The 19,625-nt window shown below is 39.1% G+C and carries 11 protein-coding genes; 5 read left to right on the forward strand and 6 right to left on the reverse strand.

The genetic code is table 11. The annotated features are described in order from the left end of the window. Nucleotides 1–4: 4 nt before the first annotated feature. The 3 genes from ACFSR8_RS09985 (at nt 5) to ACFSR8_RS09995 (ending at nt 4,380) form a co-directional block, all read left to right on the forward strand. Nucleotides 5–1,969, forward strand: coding sequence for a DUF3857 domain-containing protein (locus ACFSR8_RS09985; RefSeq protein WP_380291583.1), 1,965 nt, complete (start codon nt 5–7; stop codon nt 1,967–1,969). Nucleotides 1,970–1,974: 5 nt separating this feature from the next. Continuing rightward, the gene (locus tag ACFSR8_RS09990) at nt 1,975–2,334 is read left to right on the forward strand and encodes a YraN family protein (protein WP_380291585.1); all 360 of its coding nucleotides are present in this window, start codon (nt 1,975–1,977) and stop codon (nt 2,332–2,334) included. A 150-nt stretch (nt 2,335–2,484) separates the two neighbouring features. Beyond that, complete coding sequence (locus ACFSR8_RS09995; protein ID WP_380291587.1) at nt 2,485–4,380, forward strand: serine hydrolase; 1,896 nt, start codon at nt 2,485–2,487, stop codon at nt 4,378–4,380. A gap of 126 nt (nt 4,381–4,506) precedes the next feature. On the opposite strand, the gene ACFSR8_RS10000 is transcribed toward ACFSR8_RS09995, so the two are convergent. From ACFSR8_RS10000 to ACFSR8_RS10010, 3 genes are all read right to left on the reverse strand, one after another. Next, entirely contained in the window at nt 4,507–5,844 is a 1,338-nt protein-coding gene (locus ACFSR8_RS10000) for a TlpA family protein disulfide reductase (RefSeq protein WP_380291589.1), read from the reverse strand. A 34-nt stretch (nt 5,845–5,878) separates the two neighbouring features. Then, nucleotides 5,879–9,244 (reverse strand): transcription-repair coupling factor, encoded by a 3,366-nt coding sequence (gene mfd, locus ACFSR8_RS10005; protein ID WP_380291591.1) that lies wholly within the window; start codon nt 9,242–9,244, stop codon nt 5,879–5,881. 163 nt (nt 9,245–9,407) lie between these two features. Beyond that, nucleotides 9,408–12,185 carry a T9SS type B sorting domain-containing protein gene (locus ACFSR8_RS10010; RefSeq protein ID WP_380291593.1) on the reverse strand — a complete coding sequence of 926 codons (2,778 nt, stop codon included), beginning with the start codon at nt 12,183–12,185 and terminating at the stop codon, nt 9,408–9,410. A gap of 355 nt (nt 12,186–12,540) precedes the next feature. Here ACFSR8_RS10010 and pbpC point away from each other — a divergent pair, with 355 nt between their 5' ends. Further along, nucleotides 12,541–14,892 carry a penicillin-binding protein 1C gene (gene pbpC, locus ACFSR8_RS10015; protein WP_380291595.1) on the forward strand — a complete coding sequence of 784 codons (2,352 nt, stop codon included), beginning with the start codon at nt 12,541–12,543 and terminating at the stop codon, nt 14,890–14,892. Here pbpC and ACFSR8_RS10020 read toward each other — a convergent pair. The 3 genes from ACFSR8_RS10020 to ACFSR8_RS10030 form a co-directional block, all read right to left on the reverse strand. Beyond that, a complete protein-coding gene (locus tag ACFSR8_RS10020) occupies nt 14,889–17,207 on the reverse strand; it encodes a T9SS type B sorting domain-containing protein (protein ID WP_380291597.1) in 2,319 nt (772 codons plus the stop codon). The two genes, pbpC and ACFSR8_RS10020, sit on opposite strands and share 4 nt — an antisense overlap. A gap of 139 nt (nt 17,208–17,346) precedes the next feature. Further along, nucleotides 17,347–17,904 carry a YciI family protein gene (locus ACFSR8_RS10025; protein ID WP_380291599.1) on the reverse strand — a complete coding sequence of 186 codons (558 nt, stop codon included), beginning with the start codon at nt 17,902–17,904 and terminating at the stop codon, nt 17,347–17,349. Beyond that, complete coding sequence (locus ACFSR8_RS10030) at nt 17,901–18,374, reverse strand: CYTH domain-containing protein (protein WP_380291737.1); 474 nt, start codon at nt 18,372–18,374, stop codon at nt 17,901–17,903. Before ACFSR8_RS10030 ends, ACFSR8_RS10025 begins: the two co-directional genes overlap by 4 nt. An 80-nt stretch (nt 18,375–18,454) precedes the next feature. On the opposite strand from ACFSR8_RS10030, the gene dinB reads away from it, so the two are divergent. After that, nucleotides 18,455–19,579: a DNA polymerase IV gene (gene dinB, locus ACFSR8_RS10035; RefSeq protein ID WP_380291601.1), complete on the forward strand. Its 1,125-nt coding sequence runs from the start codon at nt 18,455–18,457 to the stop codon at nt 19,577–19,579. The last annotated feature ends 46 nt before the right edge of the window (nt 19,580–19,625 follow it).

The following is a 19,625-nucleotide window of genomic DNA, read 5'->3' on the forward strand; positions in this document are numbered from 1 at the left end:
CACCATGAAAATTTTAAACCTACTATTTACTTTTTTGCTTATTTCAACATTTGCATTTGGCCAAAACGAGCTGTTTTTTAAGGATTATTCATGGGAAACTGAACCAAATTATGCTGTTGATGAAGAGACTGAAGATGGCATTATCGCATTAAAGGATAAAATTGCCACGGAGTTTTATTTTGAAGACGATGGATTGGTAGAATATTTTCTTGAACATCGTGTGCTTTGGTTAAACTCCGATGAGAAAATCGAAGCCTATAACAAAGTGTACCTGCCTTATAATGCCACTTCTGAGCTGGTGGTCAACAGAGCTCGAGTAATAACCAATGAAGGCCACATCATCGAGTTGGATGATAGTAAAATATTGACCTCCAAAGATGAAGAAACGGGTAGGAATTATAAATTTTTCGCCTTTGAGGGCATCAACAAGGGTAGCATAATTGAATATTATTACGTAACCAAGCGCTACCCGAGGTATAGTGGCAATAGGTTAACGTTACAAACAAGTTACAACAAGAAAAATGTAGAATTTGACCTCTTCGCTCCAAAAAATCTGATTTTTGAGTTTAAAACCTATAACGGTATTCCAGAGGTGGAATTGGACACGGTTCTCAAAGAAAAAAAGCACTGGAGTTTGAAAATTCCTAAACTAGAAGGTTTGAAAAAAGAGGAGGTTTCAGCATATGATGCCAGCAAGGGCATGGTAGTGTATAAGTTGGACCGAAATATTTATAGTAACGTAAAGGACATTTCTTCTTATAGCAAAGTAGCCCAAAACATCTATAATTTCTACTACGAAGAGGTAAGTGACAAAACTAAAAAACACTTGAAAAAGTTTATTGATGAGGCCACTGATAAAAAACAACTGGAAGGGGAAGCACTAATACGAAAACTAGAATTTTTTATCAAAGGAAACATTTTTGTTACCGAAGGTGGCGCAGACAATTTGAAGGATTTGGAACAGGTCATCAAAAACAAAATTGCCAATGAGGCGGGTGTTTTGAAGCTTTATACTGCCCTATTCAACTATCTTGGTATTAAGCACGAAATTGTAATTACCAGCAATCGGCAGGATATTAAGTTTGACAAAAGTTTTGAGGCTAATAATTTTCTAACCGACTTTCTGATTTATTTCAGTAAGCACAAAACTTATATGTCACCGTCTGCATTGGAGTCCCGTTATGGATACCCTCCTGCGAATCTAACAGATAATTACGGCCTGTTTATCAAGGAAGTAAAGGTAGGAGATTTTGCCTCTGGATTGGGTAAAATAAAATATATTAAGCCCATTCCTGCGGAAAAAACCGTGGATAAAATGGTATTGGATATTTCATTTGAAGAGGATAATATCGAAAATTGCAGGGTGAAATTAAATCGGTCTATGGAAGGCTATTATGGCATGTATTTCCATCCCGTAATGCATTTGATTAAAGACGAAAACAAAGAAGAACTTATTGAAGGTTTTGCTAAGCAAATCCATGAGGACGTCAACATTACCAGTAAAGAAGTACGAAACTCAGACCCCGAACTTTTCGGCATCAAACCTATCGAGTTTGTGCTTGATTTTGAATCGGAAGCCTTTACTGAAAAAGCCGGAAGAAAATATTTGTTCAAAATAGGCGAACTTATTGGAAGGCAAATGGAAATGTACCAAGAAAAAGAGCGTGTACTTCCCGTTGAAAATGAATTTACACGAAGCTATTTCCGAACCCTTAATGTCACCATTCCCGAGGGTTATAAGATTGCAAACTTGGAGGACATCAATATCAAAAATTCCTTTTTGGAAGACGGCAAAGATATTCTGGTGTTTGATTCCTATTACGAATTAGATGGCAATCAACTTAAAATTACAGCGGACGAGCACTATCGCAAAAACATTATTGCAGTGGCCAATTATGAGGACTACCGAACAGTCATCAACAGTGCCGCCGACTTTAATAAAATCGTTTTGATTTTTGAACCGATTTAACCGTCATGGCACAACACAATCAACTTGGTAAAAAAGGGGAACAACTGGCCGTAGACTTTTTAATAAATAACGGCTACGACATTATTGAGCAGAACTATCGCTTCGAAAAAGCCGAAGTAGATATTATTGCTCAAAAGGGAGATATTTTGGCCATCGTTGAAGTAAAAACACGATCCACAACAGACTTTGGCGACCCCCAAGATTTTGTGAAGCCAAATCAAATCAAAAATCTGGTCAAGGCCGTTGATGAATACGTTACCGTTAACGATTTAGATGTGGAAGTACGCTTTGATATTATTGCGATTGTGAAGGGCGACAAAGGATTCAACATTGAGCATTTGGAGGATGCTTTTTATCATTTTTGATTCCGCTCTTTAAAGATTTGGCAAATTATGGTAGTTCTAAGAAAGACACTATTTTCCATTTTTGATCACATTTCTAAATAGGTAACTTTTTTTGATGACATTTTATAAAATTTCAGATGTTTTAGTACATTGACTAAAAATCCATCACTTATGAAACAATTGCTACTATTATTTTTCGTTTTGCCCTTCTTGAATCTTGCCCAAACAGGAATTGCCGTTCCTGAAATGACACATTGTGATACACAAATTCAAAATTTCCTAAGCACTTTCGATATTCCTTCGGCAACTTTTGCCATGTCAAAAAATGGAAAGTTGGTATTTTCCAGAGCCTACGGAAACGCAAGTATTTCTGGAAATGAGCCCACGCAGCCTTATCATATGTTTCGTGTTGCAAGCGTTTCTAAGCCAATAACGGCCATCGGAATTATGAAAATGGTTGACAATAGTCAAATTTCGTTATCGGATAAGGTATTTGGCACTGGAGGAATTTTAGAAAATCATTGGGTGTTTTCAAATGCCAATATCATTGATAATCGCGTATATGACATTACAGTTCAGATGTTGCTTGAGCACACGGCGGGTTGGGATAGAAACGTTAATTGCTTTCCCAGTCCTACATCGCCTTACCCATGGAACTTTAGTGGATGTGATCCCATTATCGCTCCATTGCATGTTGCCCAAACCTATGGGCAGCCCAATCCTGTTAAAGAAGAGCACCTAATACAATATGTTTTAGAAAAAAACCTTAACCATACACCGGGAACCGTCTATGCCTATTCCAACATGGGGTTTTTAGTGCTGAGCGAAATAATTGAAGAAATTTCTGGGATGGACTATGAGATATGGATGAGACAGGAGGTATTAAATCCAATTGGTATATATGACATGTATATTGCCGAAAACCTATTAGCCGACAAGAGAGAACGAGAGGGTGAGTATCAAGGCAATGGATATACTACTTTGGATATTTACGGTTCGGGTCAGTATGTGCCATGGGAGTATGGGGGATTGGCCGTAGATGCAATGGACGGTCATGGAGGCTGGATTGCAACTGCCAGAGATTTAACTCGACTTCTGGTTGCAGTAGATGGATTTACCAGTAAACCTGATATTTTGAGCTCATCGGCAATTACAACTATGTCGACACCTTCTTCTGTGGGCAGTTATTATTCAAAGGGATGGCAAGTCAATCAATTTGACAATTGGTGGCATACTGGTGCCATTGACGGCACCGCCACTATTTTCGTTAGAACTAGTAGCGAATACACCTGGGCAATTCTATTAAATAAACGTGTAATTGATGGGAATTCTAGTGCCTTTTGGGCTGGTTTAGATAATATAGGGTGGAACTGCCTGTCAGGAACAACAAACTTTCCAACACATGATTTATTTGAATCCCCTACAACTAATGCAAGTAACCTTCAGGCCAATAACGTTACGGCAAATGCAATGGATTTGTCTTGGATAAATGGCAACGGCACATCTAGGGTTGTTGTAGCAAAGGAATTAGTTAACATGACAGCAAACAATAATTTTGAGGCCTATCCCTTGGACGGTACTGATTATACCGCAGATGGGCAATATGGCTCTGGAGACAATCTTGGTGATAATAGCTTTATTATTTATAACGGAACAGGAAATTCAATCACTTTAGAAGGGCTTACCGAAGACTCAGATTATGCCATAAGAGTTTATGAATACACCAAAAACACCACTAACGGAAACAATGCGCTTTACCTTTTGGGAAACGCCGAAGAAGTTGTTGTAACAACAAAAAGTTTGGGCACAAATGAATTTTTATTGGATGAAGTAGTTCAGGTTATCCCTAATCCTGCAAAAGACGTTTTCACCATTAGAAATGAAAGTGGACAACAGTTAATTTCTGCAAGTATCACCAATGTTAATGGCAGGTTGATTAATAAAATTGATTTATCTGGAACTCCAAAAGAAAAACAAATAAATATTGAAAAGTTGCAAGATGGTATGTATTTTATCAAGATTTCATCTCAGGAAGGTTATACCATAAAGAAGATTATAAAGCAATAGAATTGCGTTTTCATCTTTAGCAATAGCTACTAAGAAACCCTTGGTAGCCTTTTATTACAGAAAACTCATTTTGACTAAAAACAGAACTCTCTAATCGCTAGGTTGCGACATGTAACTTTATCCCTTTCAATCGTTATCTACAAAAAGAGCTTTAAGCTCCTCAAAATCCATAGGTTTGGCTACAATCTTTTTATCAGAACTTAAAATAAAATAAGTCGGTGTAGCAGTAACGCCATAACTATCGCCAATTTCGTTATCCCATTTGCCCTCACCGTAAACGTGCAAAAAGTTAGGATACTCATAGGTTAGATTTTTCCAAGCATAAGGTTCGTCTTCCAAACCGATGGCAATAACCTTCAATTTTTCAGTCGCAAGGGATTTTGAAAATTCATGCAACTGCGGGATTTCTTCTAAACAGTGCGAACATGTACTGCTCCAAAAGACCAAAACGTAATGCTCCGACCCATTTAGCTCACTCAATGTTTGGGAAGCTGTTTTTTCTTTTTCATTTGCCTCAAAAGAAAAATCTGGGGCGTCGCTTCCAATCGAAGTGTCTTTGTACAATATTAACACCCGCAACAATTCCTGATCGTTTAAATTTACGGCCAAATCCATTAGATAATTTTCGGAAATAAAATTGGCCACCGACTCCATTTTTAAATCTACCATTTGCTCCCATAAATCGGTAAACAGGGATTTTTTGATTGCCGGTGGGGCATCTTTCATTGCCTCAACAAAGGCTACAATATTATCTTTGTAGGCGTCAGGTTCCTCTTTGCTTTGGTCTGCCATTCCAAACACGTAATTCAACATCCGCTCAGTTAAAAATTTTGAACGTTGCAACACGGCGTTATTGAAATCTACATGGTCAAAATAATGGGTTTTTAAAAGTTGGACGTAGGTTTTAGCGTCCACAACTTTTTCAGGAATAAAAAGGCTATTGGCTTTAATGAAGTGAGAAGACATGGTGCCTTTTGCCGCTTCCTCAAAGCTATTTTGGTTTTCGCGTTGGGTTTTAAAAATCGAAAGTAACGCCAAGGAATCTTTTTCGGTATTGTCGTCTCGGTAATAGCTGCCTATACTGTTGGTGATCATAAACATACTATTGGTGTAAGATTCCAATAGTTTATTCTCACGGGAAGCACTGAACTCTACACCAGTTTCAGAATTGAAAGCCAATTCAATATCCTCCTTGCCGTTATAAATAATATCAAAATTGTACTCTTCTTGTGGTAAAGCATACACCAAACGATACATTCCTTTGGTAATTGTTGAATCCAATTTAAACTCAAAATGACCATCAGCTTCAATCTTGGTATTGGTTACGTAACTAGACACTGTTGGCTCTACCTTATAGAGCAGTACAATTTCAAATTCCCCCGCTGGGGAAAAGGTGCCTTTGATACTGTGTTGCCCAGAAAGCACCGCAGGCAACAAAGCCAATAAAAAGATTACACGATTCAATTATTAATGTGTTTTTAAATTCATAAATCAACAATTACGCCACAATAGGCTGCAAAGCTTCCAAAGCATGTTTTACAGTGGAAATCTGCTCAAACGTCAATAACAATCTCAATCCAGCACGGGTTTGTTTTTCTTTCATTTTACAAACATTGGGATGCGTTTGAACATATTGCAACACCTTGGTAAAATTAGGGCTTTGATAAAAACTACTTTGCTGATCGCTGATAAAATAACCAATTAATTTTCCTTTTTTCATTACCACCTTTTCAAACCCAATTTTAACGGCCAACCACTTAATTTGGACACTGTTTAATAAATCCGTCACTTGAGATGGCAGTTCCCCAAAACGGTCCATCAATTCTACTTTAAATTTGTCCAGTTCTTCTTCAGTTTTTATGTTATTCAACTGGGTGTACAAATTTAACCGTTCTGCGATATTATTCACATAATTATCTGGAAATAAGAGTTCAAAATCCGTGTCGATTGTGACGTCTTTTACATAAACCTTATCCTCACCATCGTCTTTGTACAAATCCTTAAACTCGTTTTCCTTCAATTCTTCGATAGCTTCATTTAGAATTTTTTGATAGGTATCAAATCCTATTTCGTTAATAAAGCCACTTTGCTCACCTCCCAGCAAATCGCCGGCACCGCGGATTTCCAAATCCTTCATGGCGATATTGAAGCCGCTGCCCAGCTCAGTAAATTGCTCCAAGGCAGTAATTCGCTTTCGGGCATCCTCAGTCATGACAGCGTACTCAGGTGTTATAAAATAACAAAACGCTTTTTTATTGCTTCGCCCCACCCTACCACGCATTTGGTGCAAATCGCTCAAGCCAAAATTGTTGGCGTTATTAATAAAAATGGTATTTGCATTGGGGACGTCCAAACCACTTTCCACAATTGTGGTACTTACTAAAACATCAAAACCACCGTCCATAAACTGCAACATCAGTTGCTCCAATTTACGTCCTTCCATCTGCCCGTGGCCAATGCCAATTTTTGCGTCCGGTACCAAACGTTGTAGCAACCCAGCTACTTCCTTAATATTTTCAATACGGTTATGAATGAAAAAAACTTGACCCCCACGCTGGATTTCATAGCTGATGGCATCACGAATGGTTTCTTCATTAAATCGAATGACGTGGCTTTCAATCGGGTATCGGTTTGGGGGCGGCGTGGTAATCACAGATAAATCACGGGCGGCCATTAAACTAAACTGTAAGGTTCTAGGAATGGGAGTAGCTGTAAGCGTCAATACATCCACATTTTCCTTAAGAGTTTTTAGCTTTTCTTTTACGGCAACACCAAATTTTTGTTCTTCGTCTACAATCAATAAACCTAAATCTTTGAACTTCACATTTTTGTTTACCAATTGGTGCGTCCCTATGATGATATCCACTTTCCCCTGCTCCAAAGCTTCCAAAGTTTCACGTTTTTGCTTTGCGGTTCTAAAACGGTTTAGATAGTCCACCACAACGGGAAAATCCTTAAGGCGTTGTTTGAATGTCCTGGAATGTTGATAGGCCAAAATGGTCGTCGGCACCAAAACGGCCACCTGCTTGCCATTATCCACTGCCTTGAACGCGGCCCTAATGGCTACTTCGGTTTTCCCAAAGCCAACATCACCGCACACTAGCCTGTCCATTGGGCGCTCACTTTCCATATCGGCTTTAATATCCGCCGTTGCGGTACTCTGGTCTGGCGTGTCCTCATAAATAAATGAAGCTTCCAACTCGTGTTGCATATAGCTATCGGGGTTGTACTGAAACCCTTTTTGGGTTTTCCGCTTTGCATATAACTTTATGAGATTGAACGCAATATGCTTAACCCGTGCCTTGGTTTTCTGCTTGAGTTTTTTCCATGCACTGCTCCCTAGTTTATATATTTTAGGCGGTTTGCCGTCCTTGCCATTAAACTTGGTAATTTTATGAAGCGAATGGATGCTCAAATAAAGCACGTCCCGTTCACCATAAATCAGTTTGATAGCCTCTTGTTTTTTACCCTCAACATCTATTTTTTGAAGCCCCCCAAAGCGGCCGACACCATGATCGATATGGGTAACATAATCCCCAATGTCCAGATTGGTGAGTTCCTTTAAAGTGATGGCCTGTTTTTTGGCATAGCCGTTCTTTAGATGAAACTTCTGGTAACGTTCAAAAATCTGATGGTCGGTATAGCAAACGATTTTATTATCATGATCTATAAACCCTTGGTACAATGAAAGAATTACCGTTTGATAGTCCTTCACATCCAATTGGGCATCATCAAATATATCATGGAAACGTTTGGCTTGCTGTTCGCTAACGCAGGCGATATAGTTGGTGTAGCCTTTATCATGATTTGCGTTTAAGTCTTCAATCAACAGATTGAATTGCTTGTTGAATGCGGGTTGGGGTGTGGTGTTGAAGGTGATCGCTTCGTTATGAGATCCTGAAACAAGTTCAGGATGACAAAAGACACTATGAGTCCCAAATTCCACAATTGAAAAATCAAGCAATTGCTTTTTCAATAATTCAGAATTGCAAAACAATTCGTGAGGTGCAGCATGTTTAATATCTTCTGATAAGGCTTTGAATGCTTCTTCGGCTTTGGCATAAAAATCATCAATTCGCGAAAAGAGTAAATCTGTATTTTTTAATCCAATTACTGTTTTTTGCGCGATGTACCTCAAAAAGCTTTGTCGCTTTTCTTCTATCAATTTATTGGCCACATTGGGTATAATATTGATTTTTTTAACCTGCTCTACCGACAGTTGGCTTTCAACATCGAAAGTCCTAATAGAGTCCACTTCATCACCAAAAAATTCAATACGATACGGCTCGTCATGCGAAAAGGAAAAGACATCCACAATCCCCCCACGCACTGAAAACTCACCAGGTTCGGTAACAAAATCCACCCTTTTGAACTTATAATCAAATAGGACTTCATTAACAAAATCGATAGACAGTTTGTCGTTTAGGCCTATCTTAAGTGTGTTGCGCTCCAGTTCCTTTCGAGTGACGACCTGCTCAAACAGGGCGTCAGGATAAGTAACTATAATTGCTGGTTTCTTTTGGGAGTTGATGCGGTTAAGCACTTCGGCACGCAACAGGACATTGGCATTGTCTGTCTCTTCGATATCGTACGGCCTTCGATAGCTCCCCGGATAGAACAGCACATCCTTATCACTTAAAAGTTGCTCTAAATCATTAAGGTAATGTGCCGCTTCTTCTTTATCGTTAAATACTAAAAGAAATGGCTTTTGAGCTTCTCTAAAAATACTTGAAATTACAAATGAAAAAGAAGAGCCGACGAACCCTTTGAGATGTGTTTTGGCTTGGGCTTGGGCAATAGTATTTCGCAGATTTTGCGTTTGCAAAGCCTGTTCATAGGTTTGAGAGATATGGGATTTACTCACCTATTGTGTTTTGTGGTGCAAAAGTACATGAATTTTTTCATTTGAAAACTGAGAGATGATAAATGAAAAAATTAAACGCACTAGTGAAGCGTATGTCTGCGGATGAAGCCAAGGTTATGATGTAAGTATAAATTTACAAATGTATAAGAGAAGGGGAAATATACTATCTTTTCAGTGTAATATGGCCTGTTATTTTTCTCCCTTCAACCACAATTACGTACCAGTAGTCACCTGTAGGAAGCAGTTGGTTTTTAAATGTGCCATCCCATTCAAATGGCGTGTTTGCAACATTTTTTAACAACTTTCCATAACGATCAAAAACAGAAACTTGAAAACTGCCGAACTCTTCAATACCCTGAAGGCTGAAGGTATCATGATAGCCATCATTATTTGGAGTGAAGAATTTTGGCACGAAAAAATGCAACCATTCTGTGGTGACAGTTCCATCACAAAATTCATTTTTGACATGAATGGTATAAGGCCCTCCTTCGACGTTATAAAACACATTATCGGTCTGAAAATTTCTGCCGTCAAGTGAATACAGAAGATTGCTGTTTTCTCCGGGAGAGACTACTATGTCATTGCCGTCAGAATATACCTTTTCAATTTCTGGTTCTTCCAAAAATGTGACATCAAAGAATGTGGTTTCAAAAACACAATCTTTACTGTTCGACACCTCTACGAAAAAACTGCCTGATTTGTCAATTGGTATCGCGTCAGTTTGCGCTCCAGTACTCCACAAGTAAGTAGGATTTGGAATTGTTGTATTTGCAAAAAGAACCGGGGTGTCAGTGGCGCATAAAATAATATCTTCTTCAAAAAAACCTTCGGTCTTGGTTCCTGAAACGGCCCAACTACACGTTACATCATCAAAAATAGTTGTTTGCCAGCATTCCAAAGTAGGAGGTAAGGGTTTTGTTCCAGCTATCTCCCACTCACACGTAACATTATTAAAGGTTATAACTTCCCAGCATTCCTGTGCCACGGGCTTATCGGGTTGAAGTCCGGAAACCTGCCAAGCGCATTGGTCAGAATCAAAAGCCGCCGTTTCCCAACATTCTAAAGCTGGTGCCTCGGGTTTGGTTCCCAAAATATCCCATTCGCAAGAGCTATTATTAAATTCAGTGGTTTCCCAACATTCCAAAATGGGTGGTTCTGGTTTATCACCAGAAACATCCCATGAGCAGTTTGTATGATTGAAGGTCGCTGTTTCCCAACATTCCATGTCAGGTAAGTCAGGCTGTTCACCTTGGACATCCCAAACACAGGTTGCTTCATTAAAAGTAGTGGTCTGCCAGCAATTGAGAATGGGCTGATGTGGCTTAGTACCGGAAACATCCCACGAACAAGAGGTGTCATTAAAAACCGCAGATTCCCAGCATTCCAGTGACGGCTGCACAGGTTGTGTTCCAAATACTTCCCAAATGCAAGTAGTATCATTAAACGCAGTGGTTTCCCAACAGTTAATGACGGGTTGGTCAGGGTGAGTTCCCACAACATCCCATGAGCACGTGGAATTATTAAAAATAGCAGACTCCCAACATTCCATTACTGGCTGTGCGGGCTGTTCTCCAGTCACCTCCCATATACAAGTTGCGTTATTAAAAGAGGCTATTTCCCAACAATCAATAACAGGTCGGTCAGGTTGGCTTCCTGTGACCTCCCAAGAACAGGAAGTAGTATTGAAATTTGCGGATTCCCAGCACTCCAAATCTGGCTGAGGGGGTTGGCTTCCCTTGACTTCCCAAACACAAGTAGTAGCATTGAAAGTTGCACTTTCCCAACAATCTATTACTGGTTGGGTCGGACGAGTACCTGTTACGTCCCAAGAGCAAGTTGAGGAGTTAAAACTAGCGGACTCATAACATTGCAGTAATGGCTTTGGTGGTTGGGATCCGGTTACCTCCCATAAACATGTGGCACTATTAAAAGTGGCAGTCTGCCAACAATCAATAGCGGGTTTCTCAGGCTTACTTCCTGTTATCTCCCACGAACAGGTTGTGTCATTAAAACTAGCTGACTCCCAACATTCCAAAACGGGTTTTGGCGGGGCACCAATAATCTCAACCTCAAAAACATCCGAAATTGTGTAACATTTGTCGTTGGACAAATTGCTTTCTACCTCGGCAACTTTGGTTCTGTAAAATGTGCTTGAGTTAATACCAGAAACACTAACTGATTGATTGTTTGCTCCAGGAATATCGATCCAGTTTATACCATCATTACTTTTCTGCCATTGATAAAAATGAGAGCTATAAACTGAACCATCAGAATTTGCACTTATAATAGTGGCATAGGGTATTTGAGAACTGCAAACGGAAATTCTGTTATTTACTCCGTCTGAAATACTGGTGATATCCCCACAGGCTTTAAACTCAATATCATCAAGAGCCAAATCATTACCAAAACCTTTTTCTCCATTATTAATAATCTTTAAAACGATTGAAGTTTGCCCTGGAAACGTTTGAAAAACAAGACCATATTCTCTCCAAACAGGAGCAATGGTTGAGTGTATGTCACCTGTATTTCCTGAAGCTAAAAGATTCGTCTCCGTATCATCCCAGACCTGAAACGTTACGTTAACAGGTATAGGGACCAAACTGGTACTCGCATTTAAAGGCACGAGGTTAAGCATCCATGACGAAAACTCGTAAGTGGTTTTTTCACATAACCCCGATACTGGGACTCTAATAAACTCCCCTAATTTATTATCAGCATTTACCAGCATAGAACGACCATTAACATCATTTGGTGTATGGTCCTCGACGTCAAACCATGTAAAATACCTTGTAAAACTTGATAAAGTATAAAACCCGTCCAAAGGCCTACCGTTGGCATAAGCATATGTAGTAGTGCCTGATGACAAAATCGCATTGTCAACTCCTGTACCAAAATCCTCCTTATAGATTGGGTCGCCCGAACTTCCTGAGCAAAACCCCAATTGAGCATTTAAATGGGTTGGTAATTGAAATATTAGAATGAGGGATAATATATTGGTATATCGCCTAAGCACGTAATTTTTCCTATATTCAGTTTTAGTTTTAAATTTATTGGGATAGCTATATTAACAAAAAGTTAAGGTTTTGAAAGATGAAATCGGAGGAACTGCTAAAACATTCGATACACCGACAATTTGCCCTTTAAATTCATATTTTAAAATGCTATCAGTACTGAACAAGGTACTTTTGCTATATTGGAGAGTAGAGTCAATATAGTGATGTATCAACTGAATATGGACAATATTAAAATTGTCTTAAATTACATCTATATGGTCACTTCAAGAGTATATATTTTAAATGACTGTTCATATCCAATTCATAAAAAAACATAAAGTTAAATCGACAGTTTTAGCCGTGCTTTTGGTGGGATATTATTTCTGTTTACCAAATCAATTATTTGAAGATCCAACAGCTACAGTAATTACATGTTCCAAAAATGAATTATTAGGGGCGCAGATCGCAAAGGATGGCCAATGGCGCTTTCCTCACAATGATTCGCTTTCCCAAAAATTTAAGACTTGTATCATTCAATTTGAAGATGAATATTTCCATCAGCACCCAGGTTTTAATCCTGTATCTATTTTTAAAGCATTTAGGGAAAACTTAAAATCTGATGGCATAAAAAGAGGGGGAAGTACTTTAACACAACAAGTAATTCGATTGTCGAGAAAAGGCCAAAAGCGTACGTATTTAGAAAAGTTGAAGGAACTTGTTTTAGCTACCCGATTGGAGTTGAGGGAAAGCAAATCCAATATTTTGGCTCTTTATGCCAGCAATGCACCCTTTGGGGGCAACGTTGTGGGCCTGGATGCTGCTTCATGGCGCTATTTTAATCGGGGCCCAAAAACTCTATCATGGGGCGAGAGTGCTACATTGGCCGTTTTGCCCAATGCACCAGGTTTGATTTATCCCGGTAAAAACCGCGAACGATTACAAAAAAAACGAGACCGCCTTTTGAAAAAGTTGTTGAACAACAAAATTATAGATTCGCTCACCTACCAATTATCTATTGCCGAGGAATTACCTGAAAAACCATATCCTTTACCTCAAATTGCGCCCCACTTGCTTCAAAACGTAGCAAAATCCCATCACGGGAAAAGCATCCGAACTTCAGTTGATATACAACTTCAAAATCAAATCAACCATATTGTTAAAACACATTACAGGCAATTAAGTCAAAATGAAATTTATAATGCCTCCGTACTTGTTCTCAATGTACATACTAGAAAAGTTCTGGCCTATGTAGGCAATACACCAACGGATAGGGCGCACCAAAACCACGTGGATATTATTGACAAACCAAGAAGTACAGGTAGTATATTGAAACCCTTTTTATATGCGGCTATGCTGGATACAGGCGACTTGCTTCCCAATACTTTAATAGCCGATGTACCAACACAATTTGGAAACTATAATCCAGAAAACTTTGACAAAAGCTATAATGGAGCTGTTTCGGCCGGTAAAGCTTTGTCTAGGTCGTTAAATGTGCCGGCAGTCCGTATGTTACAAAATTTTGGCCTAGATAGGTTTCATCATTATTTAGAAGATTTAAAACTGAAAGATTTAAAATTCAATGCTAATCATTACGGCCTCTCTTTGATTTTGGGGGGAGCGGAAAGCAACCTTTGGGATTTGTGCAAAAGCTATGCGGCGTTATCATCTACTTTAAATCATTTTACAGAAACTTCCAGCGAGTATTATTCAAATGAGTTTTGTGAACCCACATATTTATATTCTGAAACTATAGATTTTGGTAAAAAGAAAGGCGAGAAAACCCTTTTTGATGCAGGTTCTATTTATTTGACATTCGAAAGCATGAAGGAGGTCAACCGTCCTGAAAGTAATGAAAGCTGGGAGTTTTTTGATGACTCAAAACAGATTGCATGGAAAACTGGCACTAGTTTTGGGTTTCGGGATGCCTGGGCCATTGGCACAACTAAAGATTATGTGGTTGGTGTTTGGGTGGGCAATGCTGACGGTGAGGGACGACCGGGGCTGGTTGGTGTTCAAACTGCGGCCCCAATCATGTTTGATGTATTTGACGTATTGCCCAACAGCGATTGGTTTGATATACCTTATGACGAAATGCAACAAGTTTCTATTTGTCAGCAAAGTGGACATAGGGCTTCTCCAAATTGTGATGAAGTGTCAGACAATTATATTCAAATTAGTGGATTGAAAACGCCTCCTTGCCCATACCATGTTCTGGTGCATTTGGATAAAAATGAAACATATCAAGTAAATACCTCTTGTGAAGATATTTCCAAAATCAAGCATAAACCTTGGTTTGTATTACCTCCTCTAATGGCCCATTATTTTAAAGCCAAAAATCCATTTTATAAACCACTGCCAAAGTTTAGGGAAGATTGCACAGGGGCACAAGTGTCTTCAATTGACTTTATTTATCCGAAAGCCAATAATAAAATATTTCTTCCAAAGGATTTTGATGGCGAAACCAACGACCTTATTCTAAAAATAGCACATTCCAAACCTGAAAGCACAATATTTTGGTATATAGATGCAACTTTTGTCGGTACTACAAAGGACATTCATGAATTGGGTATTAAACCAGATTCTGGTAAACATACCATTACCGTAGTAGATGAGTTTGGGAATGAAGCCAAACGAATCTTTGAAATAACACTCTAACGCTTCAAGGTAAAGTGCCCCGTAAATATTTGATTTTCTATCGTAATAACATACCAATAATCACTACTTGGTAAATCCTCTCCATTTAAAGTGCCATTCCAACTAAAAGGACTGTTTCTTGAAAATTTGAGTAATTTCCCATACCTGTTGTAAATTGAAACCTCAGAGGTAGTGAAATATTGAAGTCCGGATAAATCGAAAGTGTCGTTGAAACCATCATTGTTAGGTGTAAAAAATGTAGGAATGTAAAAATGCCGATGTTGTAGAACGCTTTCATCATCACAGTTGCTATTTTTCACCTCCACTGAATACAATCCACCGTCAACATTAAAAAAGGTATTATTTGACTGAAAAGAAATGCCATCTAATGAATACAAAAAATCTCCTGTATTAGAAGTTTTGACAATAATTTCGTTGCCATCTGACATAATACTTTCAATCACCGGTTTTTCTAAAACCTCAACATTAAAAATCTGGGTCTCAAAAGTACACGACCCACCTGTAATTTGAACTTCGTATCTGCCTGGGGATTCCACATCAATATTACTGATTGTTTCGCCCGTACTCCAAAGGTATGTAGGGTTTGAAATACTAGTTTGAGGCTGTAGAGTCAATTCATCTCCTTCACACAGCTCAAAATCCTCTTCAACGGTTGTTCCGGGTCGTGTTCCAGAAATTTCCCAGGCACAAGAAGACGTATTAAAGGTAGCCGTCTCCCAACATTCTAGGCTTGGCATAGTAGGCTGAGTTCCTGAAACATTCCATGAACAAGTGGTGTCATTGAAAGTGGCGGTCTCCCAACATTCTATAAATGGTTGGGATGGTTGCGTTCCAAAAAGGTCCCAAGAGCATGTTGTAACATTAAACATAGTAGTTTCCCAACATTCCAGCACGGGCTGTTCTGGCTCGGTACCCGATACTTCCCAAATACAGGTAGAGTTATTAAACATTGCTGTTTCCCAGCATTCCAAAGTGGGCTGTAGTGGCTGGCTACCAGTAACATCCCAAGCACAGTTTGTGGTATTAAATGTGGCTGTTTCCCAACATTCAAGGGTAGGTTGTTCGGGCTGCGTACCCAATACTTCCCAAGCACAACTATTAGCATCAAAAGTTGACGTTTCCCAACACTCTATCGTTGGCTGTATGGGCATGGTTCCCGATATTTCCCAGCTACAGGTGGTGGAATTAAAAGTAGCTATTTCCCAACATTCCAAGACTGGTCTTGCGGGTTGCGTTCCGGTAACGTCCCACGAACAGGTGGTTTCATTAATAGTGGCCATTTCCCAACAATTCAATGTGGGCATTGAAGGTAATTGGTTCACTGTAACCCGATATTCGTTTGAAAAGGAAACGCATAATGCATTGGATAAATTGACTGCAACTTCCGCTATTTTAGCCCTGTAATATGCCGTGCTAGAAACAGAAATATTAAGAGTTTGATTGTTTTCTCCTGGCAGATCATTCCATGTAGCGCCACCATCCGTACTCGATTGCCACTGATAAAAATGTGAGCTGTAGACCGCAAAATCGGGCAAAGCATTTAAAGTTGTTGCAAAAGGAGCTTGTGTACTACACAAATTCTGGGCACTCCTATTTGAAGTATCCGTTACCGTAACAGTGTCTCCACAGGATTTAAATTCAATATCGTCTATGGCCAAATCGTTGCCGCACCCTCCTTGCCCATTGTTTATCATCTTGAGAATTACTGTGTTTTGTGCGGACAATGTTTGAAAGACAAGTGCATATTCCCGCCAAATCGGTGTGGCTGTTTCCACAATATTTCCGGTATTTCCACTTGCCAATAAATTGGTGTCAGTTCCATCCCAAATCTCAAATCTTACGTTTATCGGAATTGTCCCTCCCGGCTGGGTTGAGCAAAAGGTATTGGCTATTACCAAATTTAGTACCCAAGCCGAAAATTCATAGGTTGTTGTTTCGCACAACCCTGTTACTGTTGTTCTGTAGAATTCTCCCGCAGTAGCCGCTGCGTTCACCACAAGAAATTTCCCATCCACATCATTTGGCGTATGATCCACAATACCATGCCAATTGAATGAGTTTCCAAATGTATTGTTGGTTACGGTATAAAAACCGTCTACAGGGTATCCCGATGCAAACGGATAGGTAGTCGTCCCTGTCGGTAGAGAATTATTAATTGTACCCTTGCTAAAGTCTTCAGTAAAAATAGGGTCTCCTGAATTACCAGAGCAAAAGCCCAGCTGGGCAATTGCATTTTGAGAAAATGCTAGAACCGCAATGATCCCAAAAAATAGTGCGGGACAAGAATTGCCTTTTGCTTTAGTATTGTGGAACATCAGAAAATATTGTGCAAAGCTATATTACACAAAAGTTATTCAATTCATAGATAATCCTTGTGCTTTAAAACTATACAAATACCATACAAAGACTGAAAAACAGAATGTTTCTGCCAAAGTTGGTTCCTAAGAAAAATGATTACCGCAGGGAAAATCCCTTGGCGGCCCACCAAGGGTGCACTTCAATTTTTAATCGGCCAGCCTTTACCATCGGGTCGGATTTGGCCAAGCTATCCGCCATTTTCAGTGTCGGTACGTTGTAAATGGTAATGCCTCGTATGTCACCATCATCCCCAAAAGGCCCAGAGATATCAGCATAGCCCATCTCATACATTTTAGTTAAATGTGCCAAATGCTGGTTCTGTAGTTCGGCCGTTTCTTCTTCATTTTGTCCACGAATAGGTCCGGTTTTCAAAAAGGCGATAAAATACTGTTGCATCAAAATGGTGTCCTGGGTGGCCTCATCCACGTAATCAAAAATTTTAAAACCTTTCGCCGTTAATTCGGCTTTCAAAGCCTTAGCGGTTTTTGCAGCTACTTCCGCAACCTCTTTACTATAGGTCTCAGCATGATCGTGAACTTTAACAGGCTTTTCTATCACGGGTTTCTGTAACTCCGAATCTGGCGTAGTTTTGTCCTGTTTGCAAGCAAATATTGCTAATACAAGTCCTAAATAAAGTATAATGGATAGTTTCATTTTTTCCAGGTTTTAAAAGGTTCTTTGCTTAATTGCGAATTGTAATATTTTATTTGTCCGGTAACTTCGGCACCTAGCCATTTAGGCTTCTCAAAGGTTTCATTCTCAAAATCTAATTCTATCTCGGCCACTATTAGACCTTCATTGTCACCTAAAAATTCATCTATTTCATATATGTGCGTTCCAAGTTCAACTTCATAGCGTATTTTTTCAATAATAGTTGGCTCACACAATTTAAGCAAATTCTCGGCATCGGATTTTGAAATTTCGGTTTCCCATTCAAAACGGCTTAAACCATCATCCGTGGATTTCCCCTTTACGGTTAAAAAACCTTGGACACCTTTTAAGCGTACTCTTACCGTCCGTTCTTTATGAGTGTTTAGAAACCCTTGAACTAATCGTATTTCAGACTTTGCTTCGTTCTTATAAGCTGTTGAATTCACCAAGAATTTACGTTCTATTTCTATCATACTACTCCCCATGAAAATGGGCATCTACTTTTTAACTTTTATAAGATTCCTGCCTTCGCAGGAATTCATAAATTTACGGGATGTCATCGGATTTACCAATACGAAAAATTATTCATGTGGATATGGATGCGTTTTATGCTTCGGTAGAGCAAATGGATAATCCGGAATTAATGGGGAAACCTATTGCTGTGGGCGGAGGTGGCAAACGTGGGGTAGTAAGTGCCGCAAGTTACGAGGCCCGGAAGTTTGGTGTAAAAAGTGCTATGGCAGGTACACTTGCCTCAAAACTTTGTCCAGAACTAATTTTTGTAAGGGCGAATTTTGAACGATATACCGAAATTTCAAAACAGATCCGGCACATATTTTTCGATTATACAGATTTAGTGGAACCTCTATCTTTGGATGAAGCCTACTTGGATGTTACCGAAAACAAAAAAGGTAATCCCAGCGCTACCTTGATTGCCACTGAAATCAGAGAGAGGATTTTTAACGAGGTGGGATTAACAGCTTCCGCCGGAATTTCTATCAATAAATTTATTGCGAAAATAGCCAGCGATTACAATAAACCTAACGGACAAAAAACTGTAAACCCCGAAGAAGTTTTGGGGTTTTTGGAGCAATTAGATATTCGAAAGTTTTATGGCGTTGGCAAAGTAACTGCAGAAAAAATGTATCAAAAAGGCATTTTTACAGGATTGGAATTAAAACAAAAATCCTTGGATTATTTAGAAGAGCATTTCGGGAAATCTGGGAAATATTATTACTACATCGTTCGGGGCATTCACACCAGTGAAGTAAAACCCCATCGCACCCGTAAAAGCTTGGCAGCCGAACGCACCTTTAGCGAAAACCTATCTTCCGAAATCTTTATGCTTGAAAAACTGGAGCATATTGCAGAAGAAGTGTCTAGGCGATTAACCAAAAGTAAGGTAGCAGGAAAAACAATCACCCTAAAAATAAAATACAGCGATTTTACCCTGAATACCCGGAGCAAAACCTTACCCTATTATATCAGTGACAAAAGTGTGATTTTAGAAACTACAAAGGATTTGTTGTACCAAGAGAAATTGAATAATTCGGTACGCTTGCTCGGGATTTCCCTTTCGAATTTGAATACTGAAAAAAAGGAAGCCGAGTCTAAAAATGACCCAAGTAAATCTGAGGAAAAGCAAAATGTGAGTGCGCAGTTGCGATTTGAGTTTTAGAGTAATCTTTACAAAGTTGAAACAGTTGGAGGAAATAAACTTTATA

This window comes from Hyunsoonleella rubra (genome assembly GCF_042684665.1).
GTDB classification, from domain to species: Bacteria; Bacteroidota; Bacteroidia; order Flavobacteriales; family Flavobacteriaceae; genus Jejuia; species Jejuia rubra.